This window comes from Trinickia sp. (assembly GCF_051961175.1).
Lineage (GTDB): Bacteria > Pseudomonadota > Gammaproteobacteria > Burkholderiales > Burkholderiaceae > Trinickia.
In genome coordinates this window covers 1-2,293 of sequence record NZ_JBQCDN010000345.1, presented here as the reverse complement: position 1 = coordinate 2,293, position 2,293 = coordinate 1, and the positions used below count along the sequence as shown (strand labels likewise).

Annotated in this window: 1 protein-coding gene, 1 tRNA gene and 1 pseudogene; all 3 read left to right on the top strand. The window is 61.8% G+C overall.

The genetic code is table 11. The features are described 5' to 3' along the window. Positions 1-118: 118 nt before the first annotated feature. Positions 119-277: pseudogene (locus ACTHL0_RS20220) on the top strand (acyltransferase); the annotation flags it as partial. Positions 278-332: 55 nt separating this feature from the next. Then, entirely contained in the window at positions 333-2,090 is a 1,758-nt protein-coding gene (locus ACTHL0_RS20215; RefSeq protein ID WP_440568662.1) for a ShlB/FhaC/HecB family hemolysin secretion/activation protein, read from the top strand. Positions 2,091-2,199: 109 nt separating this feature from the next. Next, positions 2,200-2,286, top strand: a tRNA-Leu gene (locus ACTHL0_RS20210). Positions 2,287-2,293: the final 7 nt, after the last annotated feature.

Genomic DNA, 2,293 nt, shown 5'->3' with positions numbered 1-2,293 from the left:
TTTGGGGGCCGACGGTATTTGCGGGCCGCGTGTTTGGTTGGTTACGGTTTCTCTTTATATTTTTTAACCACCAGAGGTCGGGCGCGGGCTCGATCATCAAGAAATTTGCGTGGAAGACAAGGTTTGGATCGGAGCGGGCGCGACGATTTTGCCTGGCGTGACGATTCACGAGGCCGCGGTGGTAGCGGCCGGGGCGGTGGTCACGAAGAACGTTCCAGCCTATACGCTCGTCGGCGGCGTGCCGGCGCGCAAAATCAAGGACATCGACCGCCCATAGACATTTGCGTGGGCGGGACGGGGACGATCAATCCAATGACGCAACAAATAAGCGCATGAGTCGCACGATCGGCGGCAAATTCAAATGGACCGGGGCAGTGCTGGCTGTCATCAGCGCCACGGCCGCGGCGCAATCGTATCGGGACGTCGCGCCCGCCCTCCCCCCGGCGCCCAGCCGTCCGACGGCTCCGCCCTCGCCTCCCGGGCCTCAGAGCGATTCGCAAGAGGTGGCCGTCCCGGTATTGCACGGCTTGATTTTTGTGAAGGACGACGGCCATACCGTCGTGCGCGCTCAATCGTTGCCGCCGGGTAAAGACGTGGCAGCGGTCGATCTACCGGTGCTCGACGAAGGGTTTCTTGCCGGTTTCGCGAGCGACATCGGCCAGCCTTTGACCTTCGCCGGTCTCGCGCAGATACGGCGTGCGGTCATCGAGCGGTTTCGCACAGCGGGCAAACCGCTCGTCGACGTTTATGTGCCGGAGCAGGACATCAACGACGGCGTCGTGCGCATCGCCGTCACCGAGTTTCATCTCGGCCAGGTGACGGCCCGCGGCAATCGCTACTTCTCCGAAGCCCAGCTCGTGCGCGAGATGCCCTTGAAGCGCGGCGAATCGATCCGCCAAACGGACGTGGCAACCGGCTTGGCGCTGCTCAATGCAAACCCGTATCGGAGCGTCAATGTCGTCTATGCGCCGGGGCAAGGAACCGACGCGACAGACGTGATCTTGCAAACGCAGGATCGACTGCCGTTTCGGGTGACTGCGGGCTATGACAACAGCGGCGTCGCGCAGTTGGGCCGCGACCGGTTTTTCGCGGGCATTGACTACGGCAATCTGTTCGGCCTCGATCAGCAGATCGCCTACCGGTATTCGGCCAGCCACGATCTATTCAGCGGCAATCCGCCGATAGAAGGACGGCCTGACCGGCCGCGCTTCCAGGCGCATTCGTTCAGCTATTCGGCGCCGTTGCCGTGGTTCGACCGTGTCGAATTTTTCGGCGTTTATGCACAGAGCACGCCGCGCTTGGACAACAGCTTCAATCAGACGGGGGTGTCTTCGCAGTTCAGTTTCCGCTATGACCGGCATTTGCCGCTTGTCGGCGAGTGGCAACAGCAGGTGCAGTTCGGCTACGACTTCAAACGATCGAACAACGACCTGGAATTCGGCGGCGTGCAGGTCTTCAATGCGAACTCGCACGTGCATCAGTTCCTCGTTGCGTATGACGCGAACAAGAGCGACGCACTCGGTCAGACGCATGGAAACGCCTCGTTATTTGCGAGCCCCGGACATTTTGACGGCAACAACACCGATACGGCGTTCCAGGATATGCGCAATGGGGCGACGGCGCGCTACACGTATCTTCAGCTGTTGGCCGAGCGCACGCTGACGATTGGGGCGGGCTTCACATTTTCTGCCCGCGGGCAATTCCAGTGGACGCCCAATACCTTGTTGCCGAGCGAGGAAATGGGTTTGGGCGGCGACGAGACGTTGCGCGGGTATGAGCCGTACAGCGTGCAGGGCGATCGCGGGTGGAATGTGCAGACCGAGTTGCGCACGCCGGCGCTGGCGTTCTTTGGCGACGACGGGCCGGCTTTCCAGCCGTTTGCGTTCGTCGATGCGGGGCATGTCTGGAACAAGTGGGATCAGCCGGGCGAGGTGCAGGCGGGGATGTTGTCGAGTGTGGGGGTGGGCGTTCGGTTTCAGTGGTCGCGGTTTGTGAATGCGCGGCTGACTTACGGACAGCCGCTACGGGCGGTGGTGCCGGGCGGGTCGAAGGCGCCGATGGCGCAGGTGTCGGTGGTGATCGGGAGTTGAGCGCGTGCGCGCGGGGACGGGTGTGGTGCCCCGTTGCGAAATTTTATGGTTGAGACTGTTGACAGCGGCGCCGGAGTGGCTACAATAGCGCCTTCGCTTTCACAGCGAAGCCCAGGTGGCGGAATTGGTAGACGCACTAGGTTCAGGTCCTAGCGGTGGCAACATCGTGGAGGTTCGAGTCCTCTCCTGGGCACCAGTATTTT